This is a genomic window from Erythrobacter sp. EC-HK427 (assembly GCF_902498745.1).
GTDB lineage: Bacteria > Pseudomonadota > Alphaproteobacteria > Sphingomonadales > Sphingomonadaceae > Alteraurantiacibacter.
This window is the reverse complement of the sequence record NZ_LR701479.1, coordinates 1-18,989: the sequence shown is the minus strand read 5'-3', so window position 1 is coordinate 18,989 and position 18,989 is coordinate 1. Positions and strand designations below refer to the sequence as shown.

8 protein-coding genes are annotated in these 18,989 nt (G+C 56.3%); 7 read left to right on the top strand and 1 reads right to left on the bottom strand.

Features of this window, described 5'->3' with window-relative positions:
* The first annotated feature begins 69 nt into the window (after nt 1-69).
* The 6 genes from GC121_RS00115 (at nt 70) to GC121_RS00090 (ending at nt 18,033) form a co-directional block, all read left to right on the top strand.
* Nucleotides 70-2,286 carry a type I secretion system permease/ATPase gene (locus tag GC121_RS00115; RefSeq protein ID WP_305038602.1) on the top strand — a complete coding sequence of 739 codons (2,217 nt, stop codon included), beginning with the start codon at nt 70-72 and terminating at the stop codon, nt 2,284-2,286.
* Nucleotides 2,283-3,782: an HlyD family type I secretion periplasmic adaptor subunit gene (locus GC121_RS00110; protein ID WP_151971939.1), complete on the top strand. Its 1,500-nt coding sequence runs from the start codon at nt 2,283-2,285 to the stop codon at nt 3,780-3,782. The genes GC121_RS00115 and GC121_RS00110 overlap by 4 nt, the downstream gene beginning before the upstream one ends.
* A gap of 130 nt (nt 3,783-3,912) precedes the next feature.
* A complete protein-coding gene (locus tag GC121_RS00105) occupies nt 3,913-4,581 on the top strand; it encodes a hypothetical protein (protein WP_151971937.1) in 669 nt (222 codons plus the stop codon).
* A 36-nt stretch (nt 4,582-4,617) separates the two neighbouring features.
* A complete protein-coding gene (locus tag GC121_RS15795; RefSeq protein ID WP_151971935.1) occupies nt 4,618-17,106 on the top strand; it encodes a polymorphic toxin-type HINT domain-containing protein in 12,489 nt (4,162 codons plus the stop codon).
* A 68-nt stretch (nt 17,107-17,174) separates the two neighbouring features.
* On the top strand, nt 17,175-17,630 hold the full coding sequence (locus GC121_RS00095) for a toxin-activating lysine-acyltransferase (protein WP_151971933.1): 456 nt from the start codon (nt 17,175-17,177) through the stop codon (nt 17,628-17,630).
* 4 nt (nt 17,631-17,634) lie between these two features.
* Nucleotides 17,635-18,033, top strand: a complete 399-nt coding sequence (locus GC121_RS00090) for an SEL1-like repeat protein (protein WP_151971931.1) — start codon at nt 17,635-17,637, stop codon at nt 18,031-18,033.
* A gap of 100 nt (nt 18,034-18,133) precedes the next feature.
* Here GC121_RS00090 and GC121_RS00085 read toward each other — a convergent pair whose 3' ends face one another.
* The gene (locus GC121_RS00085) at nt 18,134-18,352 is read right to left on the bottom strand and encodes a helix-turn-helix domain-containing protein (RefSeq protein ID WP_151971929.1); all 219 of its coding nucleotides are present in this window, start codon (nt 18,350-18,352) and stop codon (nt 18,134-18,136) included.
* 48 nt (nt 18,353-18,400) lie between these two features.
* Here GC121_RS00085 and GC121_RS00080 point away from each other — a divergent pair.
* Nucleotides 18,401-18,989, top strand: a 589-nt coding sequence (locus tag GC121_RS00080) for a hypothetical protein (protein ID WP_199857680.1), incomplete at its 3' end; no start/stop codon positions are given.

Below are 18,989 nucleotides of genomic sequence, written 5' to 3'. Positions count from 1 at the left end.
ACGGATTTCTGCGCAAGTTCAGTGATTTCATGCTGGGCAAGGCGGCGGACTTGCCCTAACCCTTCCGGTGTGGATGCCCTGACTGGGGCAAAGCAGGGGCATGGCGTGACTTCCGGACATTCGGGCGCATCGGACTGGCAAGGTGATCCTGTTCTCTCGAGTTTTGTGCTGCTGGCGCAATTTCTCGAGGTCCCTGCCGATCCGGGGCAGATCCATCATGATCGCGGTCGGGGCGACACGCCATACAGTCTTGATGATCTTTTGCGGATCGCAAAGAAGCTGGGCCTTGTCGCACGGCGCAAAACCGCGACCGTCGAGGATTTGCCCAAACTCCCGCTTCCAGCACTTGTCGCTCTTCCGGATGGCGGCGCTGCGATCATCCTGAAGATCGAGAAGGACGCTGATACCGGGGCGCGTCACATGGTTCTGCCATCAAGCTCGGGGCGACCGGAGATCTGGTCAGGAGATCAGCTCAGAGCGCGCTGCACCGAAGATGGCAGGACACTTGATGTGCTGCTCATGACAAGCCGCGAACATATTGCCGGCCAAAAGCGCGCGTTTGATATCAGCTGGTTTATTCCAGCGCTCGTCAAATACCGCAAGCCTTTGCGCGATGTTCTGATCGGCAGCTTCTTCCTGCAGCTCGTTGGGCTCGCAACGCCGATCTTCTTCCAGCTGGTGATCGACAAGGTGCTGGTGCACCAGTCCATGACCACGCTCGATGTGCTGGCGATCGGGCTGGCGACAGTGCTTGTGTTCGAGACCCTTCTCTCGGCACTGAGAACGTGGCTCTTTGCGCATACGAGTAATAGGGTCGATGCAGAGCTTTCCGCGGCTCTCTTTCGGCACCTTGTTGCGCTACCCCTCTCCTACTTCGAGGCACGGCGCGTGGGGGACAGCGTGGCGCGCGTGCGCGAGCTCGAAAACATCCGCAATTTTCTCACCAGCAATGCGGTCACTGTGGTCATCGACCTGTTCTTCACGGCCGTCTTCTTTGCCGTCATGTATCTCTATTCGCCGATGCTCACTTTGATCGTCGCCCTGACCATTCCGATCTACATCCTGATTTCTGTCTTTATCACCCCGCCGCTGCGTGCCCGGCTCGACGAGAAGTTCCAGCGCGGAGCAGAGAACCAGGCATTTCTGGTCGAGACGGTGACCGGGATCGGTACGCTCAAGTCGATGGCGGTAGAGCCGCGCATGCGTGACCGTTGGGAGAAGCAGTTCGCCGGTTACATCAAGACAGGGTGGGATGTGACTGTGCTGTCCAACTGGGGCAGTCATGCTATTCAGCTGGTCTCCAAACTCACCACGGTCGCTATCCTGTTCTTTGGCGCAAAGGCTGTGATCAATGGCGAGCTTACGGTCGGCAGTTTGGTCGCGTTCAACATGCTCTCGGGCCGCGTTGCCCAACCTATTCTTCGTCTCTCGCAGCTCTGGCAGGATTTCCAGCAGGTGCGGATCTCGGTCGACAGGCTGGGCGATATCCTCAATGCTCCGCGAGAGCCCGAGCACAATCCCAATGTAGCGAGCCTTCCTGCGATCAAGGGCAGGATCACGTTCGAGAATGTGCGCTTTCGCTACCGGCCCGATGCACCCGAGGCCTTGCGCGGTGTCAGTCTCGAGGTGGATGCCGGCGAGATGATCGGTATCGTTGGGCCTTCGGGCTCGGGCAAATCGACCCTCACCAAGCTGGTCCAGCGGCTCTACGTGCCTGAGCAAGGCCGGGTGTTGGTTGACGGCACTGATTTGGCGCTGGTCGATCCGGCCTGGCTGCGGCGGCAGGTCGGAGTGGTCTTGCAAGAAAACATCCTCTTCAACCGCACGGTGCGCGAGAACATTGCGCTCAGTAATCCGACGCTGCCCATGGAGCAGGTGATAGCAGCAGCTGAGCTGGCAGGCGCACACGAGTTCATACTCACGCTGCCCCATGCCTATGACACGGTTATCGAAGAACGCGGCGGAAATCTCTCCGGCGGCCAGCGCCAGCGTCTTGCCATCGCGCGCGCGCTGATTTCCGATCCCGCCATTCTCATCCTAGACGAGGCAACCAGTGCGCTCGATGCCGAGTCCGAAGAGATCATCCAGAATAATCTGGCGCGTATCGCCGAAGGGCGAACTGTGCTTATCATCGCGCACCGTCTCTCGGCAGTGCGGCCGTGCAACCGGATCATAACGGTCGAGAACGGCGAGATCACTGAGATCGGTTCGCATGACGAACTGGTGACGGCTGGTGGTCGCTATGCCCAGCTGCACTCAAAACAAATGGGACTGGCCGGCGCATGAGCTTTTTCTCCGACCGCTTTCCAACCCTTTCGAAACACCTCAGTGTGCTGCGCGAGAGCTGGCGATCACAGAATGCGGCAGACCGCGCGTTTGAGCCCAAGGACGAGCATGAGTTCCTTCCAGCTGCCCTTGAAATCATGGAGAAGCCGCCGAGCCCCGGCATGCGGTGGCTGATGCTGCTCACCTGCGGACTGTTTGTTCTCGCGCTCATCTGGTCGATTATCGGCAAGGTCGATGTCGTAGCGGTAGCGCAGGGCAGGGTGGTCCCGAGTGGCAATGTAAAGACTGTGCAGGCGCTTGAGATGGGCGAGATTCGCGCCATTCACGTGACTAACGGTCAGTTCGTGCGTGCAGGCGAGCTGCTTGTAGAGCTGGACCCGACAATTGCGCAAGCGTCCGAAGCGCAAAGCGAGCAAGGGCTTCGCAGCGCGCAAGTGCTGCGTGCACGCAATGATGCCTTGCTTGCGTTCCTGAACACCGGTTCCGTCCGCTTTGAGCCACCCGAAGGCACACCACCCGAAGTGATCGCTACCGAGGAAGCACTGCTACGATCCGCTGTTGCGCAATATGAGGCACAGCGCGCCAGCCTTACCCAGCAGCGCGCCGAGCGAAGAGCTGAGCTGCAGGCTGCCGATGCGCAGATCGCGCAGCTCGAAGAAGCCTTACCTTTTATCGACGAACAACTCGATGCACGTAGGGAGCTGGCCGAGCAGGGCTATTACTCGCGGTTGCGGCTACTGGAATACGAGCAGGTCCGCGCAGAGCACCTGGGCAATATCGACATCCAGCGCGCCAATGCGCAGCGAGCCGAGGCGGCCATCGGCACAATCGAGGCACAGCTGCGCGCGCTTCGTGCCGATCTCACCCGCACGGCCATGACAGAATATGCCGAGGCAAGCGATCAAGCAGGCATGGCCAGCGAAGAGCTTACGATGGCATCGCGCCGGCGTGCTTCGCAGGAACTGCGCGCCCCGATTGATGGTGTGGTGCAGCAGCTAACCGTGACCACCATAGGAGGCGTAGTTCAGCCCGCCCAGGCCATCATGGTGATTGTCCCGTGTACTTCGGGCGATGCGAATGATCCCGCAAGCTGCAACAGCGACGTCACAGTCGAGGCCTATGTCCAGAACAAGGATATCGGTTTTGTTTCCGAGGGGCAGCGGGTGGCGGTGAAGCTGGAGGCGTTCAATTTCACTGACTACGGGCTGATCGAGGGCACTGTCTCCAATATCAGCCGTGATGCGGTGGATCAGGCTGCGGCACCAAGTTCAGCAACAAATGAACAAAATCAGGCAAATGCGGCGCCTCGCCTTATTTATGCCGCAACTATACGGTTGAATTGCGAAGGCACTGATTCAGGGGCCAGTGAACTTTGCAGCCGAGTGCAGCCGGGAATGTCGGTTCAGGCGGAAATCAAGACAGGCCAGCGGCGGATCATCCAGTATTTGTTGAGTCCGATCAGCCGAGCGCTTGGCGAGGCGGGGCGGGAGCGGTAAAGGACAAGTTCGAACATAAATTCGTGACCTCTATATCCAATTATAAAGATCATTTAATTGCTGGCAAACCAACATATGGCTGTTAATAAGATTTCGTGATGGCGATGACGGCAGGTGGACTTATATTGATATGATTTCAAAGAACATAACGAATTTCGTTTTCAAAATTACCATCTTGGCGGGATTAATTGGCGTCCCCGCCTGTCATGCAACCCACGGGCAAGAAGTCGCTTTTGGGATCGATGTTCCCCTCAGTGAAGTTGTCTTTGATCGGCGGCTGCAAGGAGAGCATATCTATTTCGCCCAACAAGATTATCCAATTTGTAGGGCAGGATTTTTTCCACGACCCAACTGGTCCCTCGCGACGATCACATCGATTTCTGGCAATTCGCGCTTAAGGTTCGCAGCTCCGGAGGGGCAATGCGTTTTTAGAATCGCTCCCCCAGGCGCAATTCTATCCCGGGAGCGCAGAAATACTCTGGACGTATCCAGCGCTGATTGTGATGTTCTGATAACAATAAATGACGAAGCAATATCCAGTATCGAGTATGTGGGGACCAATGACGAGACGCAATTCAACAATTGCATGTTTCGCATTGCGCTATTTTTGCAGGGGTTTAATGGAGTGATGACGCTCTCAGATAACGTTTTGTTTGTCGAGCGCCGCCTAACCCCATGGGTAGGGTTGGCTGTTGCGCCAAACGACGTGCCGTTATTTCAGCTCTCAGCGCGCCGCTGCGGATTTGAAGTTTCCGAATACGTACAGAATAGCGAGATCCCGAGCGCTTGCATGCAATAAGAGCAAGGTCTCTATCTATCGGAGAACAGCGTTAATATGCCCCCTGAACTCTCACAACTTTTAGCAGATCTTCGTACAGCTGTTTATGCCAGTAACTTGGCAGCGATGGAGGAGATTTTTGCCCAAATCTCTAGAGTGTCTTCGGAGAATGGCTATGTTTTTGTGCCAACAATCACGGCTTTTGGCGGAGCTGAAGCGTCCTTCTTGACTCAGGGAGTATACTTCGGTGGCGGCTTCACAAACCTCCTTGAATCTCCAAGTATCTTTGCGCCACGTCGAATGTACTTTACCGCAGGCGCGGAGGGGTTTGGTGGCAGGGCGAGCTTTACCTTCGGTGTTGGGCCAGACACAGTCGGCAGCGAGACGCGGTGGAGTTCTGTAGATGCGCAGTTCATTGCTCATAGGCTTACTGGCTCTAGCGACGCAGAAGTTTTCGAAGGAGAACATGGATTTGTCATTAGTGTGTCCGGCTTGGCCGGTACCGGTGCTGTGAACGACGTACTTCAATTTGCAAGCGCTGTAGAAAATGCAAACGAAAGAAACTTATTTAGAAAGTGGGTTTCCTTTGGGCCGAGTGTAAAGGTGGCCTACGAGTTGGCATTTATTGATCAAGATGTATATTTTCAAACAAATTACAGTGTACTGATTGCCGATGTAGTTGAGGCATTTAATGATGGTGCTGGGCAAGGAATTTATGTCAATCCGGCAGATGTTCAATACGCCATGCGTTCATTTTATGACCAAACAGCATTGGGCGATGCTGGTTCGGTTCTCGATTTTGCAGATCGCGTCTGGGAAAGGTTGTTCGTCGATCTTTTCCAACGTGCGCAGGCTCAAGATTCTACCCTCAAGTCGCTGAACATTAATCTGCCCCTTTCGCTAAGTCTGGCCGCCGGCCATGATCGCGGAGGATTGACCCTCCAAATAGGCGAGCGAGCGCAGGATGACAATGCTTACTGGATCGACGTTAGTACAAGTCCATTTGCGACAAGCGCGAGCGCGAACGAAGCTTATGAATTTCGAATTTTGTCAGTAGTTGATTCAAGTGGCGAACATTTGGTTGCGCCGACTACCATTAGGTATGAGTATCGCTTGACCGCCCAAGGTGCGATTGAGCCAGACCTTGACGTGGGTTTGCGTATATCTGGAAATGATGTGGTTATTGGTCCCTCTGATGATGAGGATTTCATAGGTGAATACCATCTACAGCCGAAAAGCATCGAAGAATTCAGCCAGTTGCTGGACGGTTATCTAGAGAGTTATCGGAATAAGTGCTTCTCTGCCGATACTCAGATACTAATGGCAGATGGTTCGACGAAGCCAATTTCTGAAATCCAGATTGGAGATAGGGTAGCAAGCTTTACCGAGTCTATGGTCAGATCCGACCTGCAATCAGATCGCGTGACAAACGTATTTCGACGGAAAGCGTCAGAAATCGTCGTCGTCAACGGAATACAGACGACCGCCGAGCATCCGTTTGCGCTGTTCGAAGGCGGCTTCGCCCAGGCTTGCGATTTGCAAATAGGCAGCGAGCTGGTTGGCCATGATGGTGAGCTTAGAGTTGTGACGTCTTTGTCGAGAGAGCAACGGGAGATTGAGGTTTTCAATTTCTCCACTGAGCGAAATCACACATACGTTGCTGACGGTTGCAGGGTACACAATACTTGCTTGAATTTGTTTGGGTCGGAAGGCGGAGTTGTCACGTTTACAGATAGTGGAAGTGCGATAGGCGTTTACTTCTACGGCAACGATCGTGTGATCATTACCAACTACGACCACAATGCTCAAACAGCGGGTCAATACTCCATCGATAGGGGACGAATAAGTAACAGTGTCTGGGAACAAATTGACGCCATAAAGGGCGCCGGTCATGTATCTCAAGAAAAACCATTGTCATATGATGAGGCTACGCGCGTTGTGCTTGCGGAGGCGCGAGCAAACGACCTTCAGCAAATAGCTGAATTGAATTTTTCGGGCGGTATTGGCGCCATATTCGGCGGCGCTCTTGGCAGTCATCTGTTCAGCGGCTCACCGCTCGAGCGTGTCGCGGGGTCGGCCATTTTCGGGGTAATTGGAGAGAACTTTGCTGAATTCATCGAGGCGGGTTTCTCTTTCGATTATCCCCTTGAACTAGACATCGAGTATACGATTTTTGACGACTTGGGCGAAGAGTTTCTTTCTGCGGGAGTTGGCGCGCTTTCTAGTTTATTGGTGGCTGAAGCTATCGCGGCGCTTGGTGTTGACGGATTTGCTGGCGAGGTACTCAACACGGCTGCAGGCGCTGTGGTTGGGAAGATTTTTTCGAATATTGTCGGGATTGGGGATCCGATCAGTGTTTTCAGTGGGATAGACCTAGCGCAGCTTGCAAATGCCTTCGGCTCATTCTTAGGAACAATGCTCGCGCAGGAGGTGAACACATTTGATACTATTGGCGGACAGTTAGGGTCAGCTATCGGCTCTAGCTTGGGTGCGATTGGTTTTACAGCGGCAGCGGTAATGGGATCAGGGGCAAGTGCGACGCTTCTTGGGTTGCAGCTTGGTGCCTTGGCTGGCCCTCTTGGCGCTGCAATTGGCGCTTTCGCTGGGTTCTTAATTGGCGGCGTTATTGGGTCAATTTTTGGCGGAGTTCCGCGAAGTGGTGCGGATGTTGTCTGGAGTGAGAGCGCTGCCCGTTTCGTAGTAGAGAATGAATACTCTAAGAAGGGAGGCTCGGAGGAGGCTGCGACCAGTTTTGCCACGGTTGTTTCGCAAACTCTTAACGGGTTGCTCGAAGCAAGCGGTGCGCGATTGCTAAGCCCTGACAGTATTTCTACTGGTAACTTCGGGACTTACAAAAATGAGCTGGTCTACCGAAAGATCGCTCCCCAAGGGAAAGACACTATCGCCTTTCGCGTGGATGGAGGTGAAAGCGAAGCGCACAATAAGTTGATTTCCTACGGTATATCTCAAGCGCTCTTTGATGAGGATTTCCAGCTTGTCGGAGGGTCCCCATATGTCAAGCGGGCAATTTACAGAACCATCGAAGACTCTCTATCCGCTGGCGAGACCCTAAACATTGATGTGCTGCTCGGAAACATCTCGGTCGCGCAGTCGTATGAGGATTATCGGCAGGACCCATCCATCACAAATGCCGTGATTTCTCTTGCGCCAGATAGCGCGCTTGCGGCCAGCCTCGCTATCACGCTTTCGAGAGCAAGCGAGCTAAAACTGAACAGGCGCCATGCTAGCGACTGGTATGGTGGCTTTGGTGAGCTCTTGCAGGAAGTTTCTGCAAACACTGCGAGTGCTGAAATCGGATTCGAGCTGGCCACTCCCTCAGGTCATTTAGCACGCTTTATATCGGTTGAAGATGCAATCTTTCGTGATACCATCTCAGTCCAAGGCCAAACCAGAATTGGAATGCTCGCTGGAGATGTGGTCGCCCAGATTGTCGACCTGCGATCGGGAGTATTGGCAGATCAAACCGGCCTAATCATCAACGGTCGCGAGAGAGATGATATAGCGCATTCAGACGCTGACTTTGTGGTGGTTAGCAACGTGGCAAGCAGCATTGGCGCGAATGATCTTCGTGCCACAGCGGCCTTGACGGCGGCTGCGAACGACCCATCGGAGACCATAGAAGCCTTCCGCGTGAAGCTGGGCGATGGAGCCGGATCATATCTGCAACGCGGCAATGCAGATGTAACCATAGTCGATAGCGCGGACGCTGCGCATCTTATGGTGGGCCGCAGTTATGCGTCCGAAGCTGACGGTCACCTTGTTTGGCGTGTCAGTCTATCCAAAGCCGCTAGCACCGCTGTTGGTCTTGAGCTCGCCATATCTCCCGACCGCGCTGAGGCAGGGGTAGACTACAACGATCAGATTGAAGTGTCAGCCGACGGTCTGAGCGGTTGGACCTCTGCGTCTACTGTCACACTCGCTGCAGGTACCACTGAGTATTTTGTGCGCGTCGCTGTGACCGACGATAACGTCGCTAACCCTGATTACGAGCCCTATGAGTTCGATAGCAACGGGCTCTTGCAACCCAATATCGGGAATGGACAGCCAGAGTATTTCGGCGTCGAGGGTCAGGAACGCGTGGTCCTATCCGCGACTGTCACGTCCGGAGCTGCCGGCCTGCAGAATGGCGACGAGACCGTGTCCGGTGTGGGTACTATCGTTGACGGCTCAAACACCGACCCACTCGTCTGGATCGATGATCTCATTATCCACGAAGGAACTTCGGCAAACATCAGTATTGCTCGAAGCCGTGCAACTGGCTCGACGTCGTCGTTCACATATAGCACCGCGGACAACCGCGTCCTCGACATTCCGGTCGCTGCGACAGTCGATGCTGGCGGAGGTGATGACACAGTTCACGCTTCCGATCTGGGCGACAATATCTTCGGCGGCGATGGTAACGACGAGCTTTATGGCGGTCGCCTAGATGACTGGCTACTTGGCGGAGCCGGAAACGATATCCTTCACGCGGGCAATGCCACCGGCGGCCTTGGCGGTGATGGCAACTACCTCAATGGCGGCGATGGCAACGACCAGATTCACGGCCGCGAGGGTTCGGACTGGCTCGAAGGGGGCGCTGGCGTAGATACGCTCCAAGCTGGCGCAGGCGGCGATATTCTGTCGGGCGGCGCTGACGATGGCGACCAATTGCATGGTGGTGCAGGTGATGACACCTACCTGCTGCGCGTTGGCGACGGTGCCGACATTATCGATGACGTCGATCCAGTCTCACCTCTTCTTGCGCCCAATGAGGCAATTCAATGGCGCGAAGCGACCTCTGGAGATTGGCTCGCAAGCGCTACTGCAGATCAGGTGTTTCAGGATGCAGATTCGCTCGGCACCGAGAACTACATCCAGACGCGATATGCTCGCATGGCGCTTGGTTCCGAGCAACCCAACTATTTCCGCAAGGATTGGCTGGGTTATTTCACACCGGGCGTTTCTGGAGACGGACTGGGCGGCGGCGAGGACAGCCTATCTTTCGGATACGGGATCGGTATCGGCGATATCCGGCTGATCAAGTCGAGCGACGCGCGCAGCCTAATCGTTCAGGTAATGGATGATGACGGTATCGCGACCGGCGACCAGATGACCTTGACCGACTGGTTCGTCGATCCTTTCAAGCGCATCGAATGGCTCAAATTTGCCGATGGCAACGAAATTCGAATCGCCGACATCACCACTTTTATCGCCGGGACCAATGGCAATGACACGCTGATTGGGACTAACGGTAACGACTTTATCTATGGCGGAGCGGGCAGCGACCGCATTTTCCTGCTTGCCGGTGACGACATTGGCTCGGGCGGTTCGGGCATGGACTATGTCGCGGGCGACAGCGGCGATGATCTTATTGTCGGGGGCTCGGATAGTGATGCGCTGACCGGCGGTGCTGGCATGGATGTCCTAACCGGCGATGGCGGCAATGATGATCTCTACGGCGGTGCCGGGAACGACATCATCTCGGGCGGTCGTGGTAACGACCATTTGGTTGGCGGCGCAGGCGACGATATTTTCAAATATTCGCGCGGCGATGGGGCCGACGTCATGTTCGATGATTTTGCCGGAACGTGGCAGACCGTATGGGCGCGAAGCGGAAGCGGGAATGGAGGCTTTGCTAACGGCTACTCTCTCAATCCTGACGGATCGATAACCGATGGATCGGGCACCATCGTTCGGCAGGTTATTGAGACGGAGGATGGGCCCCAGTTCCAGTGGGTCGGACGTTGGGATTATGACAGCGTCAACCAGGTGCTTACGCGGTATGTCGAACCGACAACTGGCTGCAGCGTTTCGGATGCTGATGGCACAGAAAGCTGGCGCTGGGACGACGATACCGACCAATACACATCAGGAAACTCGCGCGGCGATCTCATCGAGTTCGCGCCGGGTATCAACATACAGGACATTGTCCTGCGCCAATCGGGCAATGATCTGGTTATGCATGTCTCCCGAGATGGCGGGAGCTCGGGCATCGTTTCGGGTGAGGGCGATAGCATCACACTCAGGGACTGGTATTTGGCGGTCGGCAACATTGAACGCCTTGCATTTCTTGCGACCGGCGAACTTGATTTGGAAAACACCGGTATCCTTGCAGGAACCGATGCCGCAGACATTCTGGTCGGATCCTCGGGAGCTGATTGGGCCACGGGCGGTACCGGGGATGACGAGATCGATGGTGGCGCTGGAAACGACATCCTTTCGGGCAATGGCGGTGCTGACATCATCCGCGGCGGTGACGGCGATGACGTCCTTTATGGCGGCAGCGGTGACGACGTTCTGATTGGTGGCGCGAACGCAACAATACTCAACGCACAGGGCGATATCCTCATTGGCGGTGCAGGCTCGGATTGGGCGTCCTATGAAGACGAGAGCGATGCACTTTATGTCTCGCTTGCCAACCCTTCCTACAATAGCGGCGTCGCACAGGGCGACAATTACGTCAGCATTGAAAACCTGCGCGGTGGTTCGGGCAACGATCAGCTCTTTGGCGATGACGGCGACAACATCCTTGAAGGCGGCGCAGGCAATGACATGCTTTTCGCTGGCCTTGGCGATGATACCTATATCTGGAACGCGACTTCGGCCTCCAGCAATGATGGTGCGACCATCATTCGGGAAGGTTCTCGTGACTACGCTGAGGCGATTGACGAGAATGGCAATTTTGCCGACCACACTAGTCTTGCTCATACGGGCCGGGTTCTCGATCCTCCTCCGGGTGAGGATCCACCGGACGGAACTCTCGAGCTGACCGCTGCCGGGCGGCTTGCGAATATGTCTCCGATTTATGGAGAGGGACAGACAAGTTTCGGGCCTGGAGATATTGACCCGACTGGATGGACGCCCGGCTTTTTGCCCACGGGCCATGGAAGTCAGGTCGCTCTCGAGATATTCGAAGACACAGTCGATGGCGGTGAGGATACGCTTCTGCTTGGTGAAGGGATCACCCTTGCCGATCTCACCTTCATCGAGACTGGTGGTGATCTGATCATTCAGTACAGGGGAAGCAGTACAAGCCAGATTACCATCGAAGATCAGGATACCGTCGGCGGCAGGGTAGAGATCCTCGAATTCCACAGCGGGCTCTCGGCACGCCTCGACAATCTGCGAGTTGGGATCAACGGTTCGACGGCCGATGATCTGATTGTCGGCTCTTTAAGCGCAGAGACGTTGCTCGGCTTTGAGGGCGACGACGTCATCTTCGGCGGGGCCGGGAATGATACGATCGAAGGCCGCGCAGGTGATGACCATATCGAGGGCGGTGCGGGCGCGGATGTATTGGACGGGGGTGCCAATAGCGCCAATGATGGCACCAATCCCCGATGGGGCGATACGCTGAGCTATGAAAGCTCCACTGGCGGCACGATCACCGTCGATTTCCGGACCCAATCGGATATCAATAATGCCCAAAGCGGCGGTGACGCTCAGGGCGACAAGATCTTCGGATTTGAGAACTATATCGGTTCCGCGTTCAATAAGGACATCTGGGACGGCGACGACAATGATAACCGCGCGCAGGGCCTTGGCGGCCATGATCTTCTTAGGGGCAATGGCGGTGATGACGTGCTGCTCGGCGGAGACGGTAATGATACGCTGCATGGCGGCGATGGTGAGGACAACTTGGCTGGCGATGCCGGCAACGACTATCTTGGTGGTAATGCCGGTAATGACTTCCTCTACGGCGGAGCAGGCACTGACAGGCTCTATGGACACGGCGACAACGACATATTGCTCGGCGGCGACGGGGATGACGGCGGAACGATCAATTCTGTAGCTTATGGTCTATTTGGCGGTGATGGTGACGATCAGCTTGATGGAGGAGCTGGCAATGACGATCTCTATGGTGAAGCAGGCAATGACCGGCTGATCGGCGGGATCGGGAATGACACGCTTGATGGCGGTGCTGGCAACGACATTTTCTATTTTGGCGGCAATGACGGCGTCGATGTGGTGACCGATACTGATGGCACCAACACTATCGTGTTCGGGTTTGGATTTGACGCAACCGGAACCCCGCAATTTGACCAGACGGTGGGCCGGAACGATCTGTGGCTAACCCGGAGCGGCGATGATCTGAAAATCGCTGTCATTGGCGGTGATACCGATCTGACGGTTACCGGCTTCTTTGCAGCGACCGGCGCAAGTCTGGTTGAACGTATCCAGACGGCAGATGGAACGTTGTTCCTGGGCGATCCGGCGGTACATCAGCTGATCACAAATATGACCGCACACTCGGCAACGGTACCGGCCGAGGCTCCGAGCGAATTCGTGGATCAGATCGCACGTGCTTGGGCGGATAGCGACACTCCTGCACCCCGCGCGCCAGAAGTGACGCAAACGGTCGAGATCACGACACTCACGCCCAATGCCTTTAATCTCGACCAGTGGCCCGAAATACCGCCTACCGGAAAGGGCGAGGCCAATCTTGTCGATGACGATGGATGGCAAGGGGATGTTGATAGCTATCCTTCGGGTGATGCGCAGATCACGGGCTGGGGTTCGTTCGGATCCACCGGCGAGAACGTCTGGGACGGCACAACGCCGGGGCCTTATGGCTCGAGCATCGTCTCGCTGACAGCTTTGCAGAATGATCCGTCCTCGAACCGAGGCGGCGGACTGCGAACAAATGAATTCCAGATCGATGGCCAGAAGGCCTATGAAGTCACGCTCTATTTCCGGCGGGAAGCTTCATCGGGTCAACAGGTCGTTTTTGGCGCCAAGACCGCATCTCCATCAGGCCCGTTCTATGCGCAGAATGCGACGCTTGATCCGCTCAATGCCACTGGCGACAACAACCCGCGTTTCTATAAGGGCAATGCTACTGAGCAGGATGCATCCTTTGAAGCAGGCAAATGGTATAAGGCGGTTGCCTACGTATTTGCCGAAGGCTCAGACGCGATTGCTGCTGGCCAGTATGGCGGGATCTATGACACCGAAACTGGAGACAAGGTAGCCGAAGTCGATAACTTCCGCTGGGACCCGAACCGCCCCGATGACAATATCAGTCTCAGCTTCTGGGGATTTGGCGGAAGCGCTGGAGACAACATCAACTTCTTCGAGCCCGAGATCCGCGAGGTTCTCGATACGCGCTACATGATGCGCGATGGCGACGAGCTCAATCTGTGGACAGATAGCCGCCTCTTTATCGGCGGCCAGGTCGAGGGATTCCTGAACAGCTCATGGCTCGCCTATGATGGCGAGGCACGCTGGACCGAAGTTGCGGGACCCGACGGACAAGCGATGGTCGTGGTGGAAGCAGGCCAGTTCGATGCCAATTCCAATGGGGGCGGCAATGTCACCAATGATATCGTGATCGACCCGGCCAGAGCCTACAGGTATGTGCAGTACTTCCGGAAGACCGACCTGACAAAGCATGGCTTCCAGATCGGCTTGCAGCCTTCGACCGGCTCGTCCGGCATTCTGAGGCGCCTTACAGATGGCGCTGTGTTGACGTCAGGGGATTTCCTTGCAGCGACATCTGCGACGCTGTCGTCCAGCCTTGTCGAAGATGAGTGGTACATGCTCGATGGCTATGTGCTGCCGGACGGAACTGCTCCGGCTTCTGTGTCGGGTCTCGGCGGAGTGTACAGGGTCTCTGATGGCAGCAAGGTTGCAGGCCTTGCGGTAAACGATTTTTTCTGGGGCAGCTCCGGCCCGATCTCGGTTCGTGGCCGCTATCAGACCCAGTACGATCACCTCGTTCACGGCTGGTCGACCCAGTTTGGTGCCCCGGAGTTTTCCGCCGTCTCGGCCGATCAGCTGGCTGCCTTGCAAGCCGATCCATTCCTGACTGCGAATGATATCTACGGCGATGCGGTGACCATCGATGCTTCGATTGGTGTTACCGATTTCGACAGCAATATCTCCTCATGGGCGCTGTATGATGATGGTGCCCCTGCAAAGGGTAAACTTGTCTCGATCAACGAGACGACCGGCGCTGTGATCTATCGCCCGCGCGCAGGCGCTACAGGGACCGACAGCTTTTCTGTCGTCGTGATAGATGCCGATGGCAACCAGACGGTTGTCCCGATCAACGTCAACCTGACGCTTGGCAATGTCAATGCAGCCCCTGTCATTGACAACACTTCGCTCGGCCTCAGCATCAATGAGAACAGCGCGGCCGGCCAGTTGGTTGGCACGCTGGCAGCAACCGACAGTGATGGCGGTCTGGATTACATGTTTAGCCGTTCGCTCATGACAATGGTCGGCGGCAAGCTCGTAACCTTCTCGGATGACGAAGCCTTCCGCATCGAACGGGATAGCGGCAAGGTGATTTTCAATGCGGACAATCTCGCACTCGACCATGAAAGCGGGCAGGAGTTCTCCTACGGCATCAGGGTGACTGACCGCAACAGCGGGTTCAACTCGCGCGCGAGCTACGGCACGCTCACGATCAGTGTTGCAGACGTCAACGAAGCGCATGCGATGGTCAATGCAGCGGTTGAGATAAACCATTACAACAGGGCCTTGGGTCCCTTTATCCCGATGCCCGACAGTGATGGTTTCGCCATCAACCTGTACGACCTGATGATCACCGATCAGGAGAACAGCAGGCTCAATTGGTCGATCCTCTCAACCGGCCATCCCTTCTCGATCGGCGTTGATGGCACGCTTCATCTCGACGGCGTTACCACTTCGGGCACGAGCTATACGCTCATTGTGCAGGCGGTTGATAGCGAGACCGGGCACACAACGAGCGCGACCTTGACGCTCAATGCCAATACGGTCGATGGGTTCACGGCTCACGAGAGTTTCTTCGAGAGCAACAATTTCCAGTTCGACTGGTTCAGAAGCTACGCCTATCTTCCCCCAATTGTACTCGATCTTGACGGCGACGGCGTCGAGCTCGTCAGCATTTCAACGAGCACGATTCGCTTCGATATGGATGGTGACGGAAACCGGGACCGGACTGGATGGGTCGCTGCTGATGATGGCCTGCTCGCGCTCGATACGAATGGTGATGGGTTGATCACCAACGGCAGCGAAATCAGCTTTCAGCAATATGTCGAGGGTGCCTTCTCCGATCTCGACGGGCTCGCCTTCTTCGATACCAATGCCAATGGCATGATTGATGCCGGTGATGACCGCTTTGCCGATTTTGTGGTCTGGCGCGATGCCGATCAGGACGGTGTGAGCGATGCAGGCGAACTACTCTCATTGGCTGAACTGGGCGTCGAGAGTATTGCACTGGTTGCAACGCGCACCGGTAACTCGCCCGGCGCCAGCGACAACGTCATCTATGCCAACGGGACCTACCGGACAACCGGCGGCGTCACCGGGGCAATAGCTGACACATTCCTTGTCTTTGATCCGCTGGCATATCTCAATGATGAGGAAGACCAGAGTGATACTGGCACAGATGGAAACAATGGCGGCGGGGCTCCGGATGCACCGGACGCCGGCGATACCGGTCCTGCAATGGAATTCGGGCGGATGGCTTTTGGTCGCAAGTCGAGCAAATATCGGCTCACCGCAAGTGGCGGCAATCTCGTTATCGGACCGAAGAACAGTTCAAATCCCATGAGTCCTGGCGCCGGGTTGGTGAACGGTGCCACCATGCTTTCATTCCGCAGCTGGAATTACGGCATGGTCGGCGCGGTCATGCTTGACCTTGACCATGATGGTATCGAAACGCGTCGCTACAAAGGTGCGCGCGCTGCCTTTGATATGGATGGTAATGGCACCCGCGATGATGTGGGCTGGTCAACTGGCGCTGATGGGTTCCTCGTGATCGACCGCAATGGCAATGGCCGGATTGATGATGCAAGCGAGATGGCCTTCCTTAACAGCGATGGCGATCTGCAGTATGGTCGTACCGGCCTTGCAGCGCTCGACAGCAATGGCGACGGCCGCGTTTCTGCAGGCGATACCCTGTTCGCAAGTCTGGGCGTCTGGCATGACCGAAACCGTGACGGCGTGACTGATCAAGGAGAGTTTCGTCTGCTCTCAGAGCATGGGATCGAGTCGCTGGGGCTTGGCTTTACTGCGGTCGAAGAGAGCAAGAAGGTTGGCTACAATGTGACGATTGCCACCGGTGTATTCACCCGCACAGATGGTACCACAGGGACCATCGGCGATGTGGCACTTGGTTTTGTGCCATCTGCCAATCGCCGCTTGGATGTTCGCGCCAGCGTCATTGCCAGCGTGATAGATGGGCCAAGGATCCCGTCATGGGCGCGCGATAGTGGCCAGTTCCTCAATGGCATGGATTTCAGGAACATCCACGATTTCTGGGTTGGCGATGATCTCGATATGCGTGGCAGTGGTCCGCTTGCAGGTCTGCGTGATCGGCTGTTTGTTGCGGTAAACGGCATTGAGGAAGCACCAGCTTCAAATGCCGATCTTCCGGATATACCGGCCGAGGCCGTGCTTCCGAGTACGGGTGCTGGCGAACATGGCGATACCTCGATGGCAGCCAAGCTGGCGCTTTTGCGCCAGGAGATGGCGGCCTTTGGCGGCAATCGCGGACTTGACTCCACTCCGTGGGAACGCGACCGCACCGGCGCGCCCATTGATTATTTCATCTGACCAGACGCCCAGCGAGTATTGTTTTGAACCAGCAGACGCCCCCTACCGTATCACACTTGCTTGGCGAGATGGCTTGGCTGATGACCCAGTCGCCCATCCACAAAGCGATGACAATCGACGCCATTGAGTGGCTGTGCATGCCCGCCCTTCTCAAGCGGCAATTCTACATTTTTCGCGACGGCGAGAAGCCTGTGGGACTGGCACTCTGGGCCAGATGTTCGCCAGAGGCTGAGAAGAAATTGGAGAACGGTCTAATCGAACCGGAGAACCGGCTGAGCCTCGAAGAATGGGATGGCGGTCCCAATGTATGGCTCGTCGATCTCATCGCTCCCTTTGCGACCAATCAGAACCGCCAGCGCGAGATTATGATTGCTGATCTGATCTCCGGTCCCCTGAAGGAGACTGAGTTCCGCTTCCACAGAACGGATCCCGTGACTGGTAAGCGCGAAGTGCAGACAATCGAAGCTGATGCTGGCGAGAAGCTGAAGGCTGCTGTCGAGGCGGCAGTGGCAACCAAGCAGTAAGGTTATGACGCGCGCCTTGCCGACACTACTTGTTTTTGCGATCGCGCTCACAGCTTGCAGCGGACGCTACATGGGGATCGACCGGGCAACGCTGCCAAGCGACCTTGCCCTGCTGCATGACCGTGCAAGCGCCGGTGACCAGCAGGCGCAATATGAGCTTGGTTTGCAATATGCCGCAGGCGTACAGGTTCCGCGCAATTGCGAGACGGCGCGCTCGCTCTGGCGCTCGGCGTCAACGCCAACTGGCGGGACAATGTGGATCTATTCCCCGCCCGTCGGCAATGGCACGACAGGCCGGGTCATACCAATCAATAATGGGTCGCCGCGGCCGGGCATGGACGTGGCGCGCGAGGCGCTCGCGAACCCGGCCCTGTGTCCAGAAAGTGAAGCCATCCAGCGCTGATCCTCGCGAGGGCAACCGGAGAGCGCAGAGCCCGACTTAACGCGATCACAGGGTGCGACGACGACAAGTCAACGGCAGACGGGAACTGGCGCCGTCGGCACTACCCTTTGTCTGCCGGTGCCACGAGCTCGATATGCGACACGTCCAGCGCTTGTGCGATCTCGTAGATGGTTACGATGGTCGGGTTGCGCTCACCGCGTTCCAGATCGGAGAGATATTGCTGGGAGAACCCCGAGCGCTCGGCGAGCTGTTCCTGTGTCCACCCTTTTGCCTTGCGGAGCCGGGCACAGTTTTCGCCAACAAGTTTCCGCATATCCATGCCAGAAACCATTGGCGATGTGCCGCGGTCTTATTTATCAACTATAGTGTGTATTCGCATGATCGAACCCGGTCGCTCGACCTCAATAGCCTGCTCGAACTGGCAGGCTACGATCCCGTTACCACGCTGATCGTCCGCCATGCGCCCGTTGAGAAGGCACTGGCGCGCGCGTTGCCATGGCTGGTGATGGAGCGCCCTGATCTCTGGCTGGCGTACCAGCGGATCCAGTGGGCCAGTTTCGAGAAGGCAATGGCGCGGGCGAGCCATATCGCTGCGTTCATTGGCCTTGAGGCTGCGTCAGCCACATTTGCAGGCTTCTATGCCATCGGCGATTGGGAGGTGCTCGATTATGAGGGGTACCGGACTTTCCCTGGCAATGCCGAGCTCGAAAAACTGGGAATGACGGGGCGCCGCGAAGACATGCCCGACTGCCTTGCATTTGATCTGCAACCAAAGCCGTTCCATGATGACTGGATCGGCAGGCTCTCGGTTTCCTGGCCGCCGCCCTATCAGCAGTGGTGGCGCTGGGGAGGGCGGGGCGCCATTCCGGTATCCTCGATCGCTACCGACAATCTCTTCACCGTTGCTGTTCCCGACTGGCGCGACATTGTCCTGTCATGGGCCGAGCTTGGCAGCA